At 32.2% G+C, this 460-nt stretch carries 1 protein-coding gene; it reads right to left on the reverse strand.

Annotated elements, in window-relative coordinates; genetic code table 11:
- Window positions 1-327: 327 nt before the first annotated feature.
- The coding region (locus tag M3182_RS25685; protein WP_285869586.1) for an isoprenylcysteine carboxylmethyltransferase family protein at window positions 328-460 on the reverse strand (133 nt) is incomplete at its 5' end.

Genomic DNA, 460 nt, shown 5'->3' on the forward strand with positions numbered 1-460 from the left:
GAAGTAAGACTGGTGGCAGTGTTGAATAAATGCATATGTCGCCAAGCCATTGCCAAAAATTTCACACCTTAAATCAAGTTCATTGTTTGTAAAGAAGGTGTACTTTATATAAGTATATAGCGATGGTCGTACCTATTCACAGTAACAATCCGCACCATTGAAAAGAGTATATAACCTTTTCAATAGTGAGGTATATGATAATAAAAAAGCCTGTTGTCACAATGGTCATAGACACGACATACTTTAAAGGTTTCTGAATATAATATTTCAGAACGCACTTTAAAGATGGACGTCGATGTCGACTAATGTGATGACAGGCTTTCATTTTTAAATATTCATTAATTTCTCTTCTTGTTTAATACGTACATATAAGAAATATGCATACGGTACTAATAAAATAGTTGTATATGTTGCGTGTGTTAATAATAATACACCGATTAATTCAGGAATGATGTTTAAG

Source organism: Mesobacillus maritimus (genome assembly GCF_023715205.1).
Lineage (GTDB): Bacteria > Bacillota > Bacilli > Bacillales > Cytobacillaceae > Mesobacillus_B > Mesobacillus_B maritimus_C.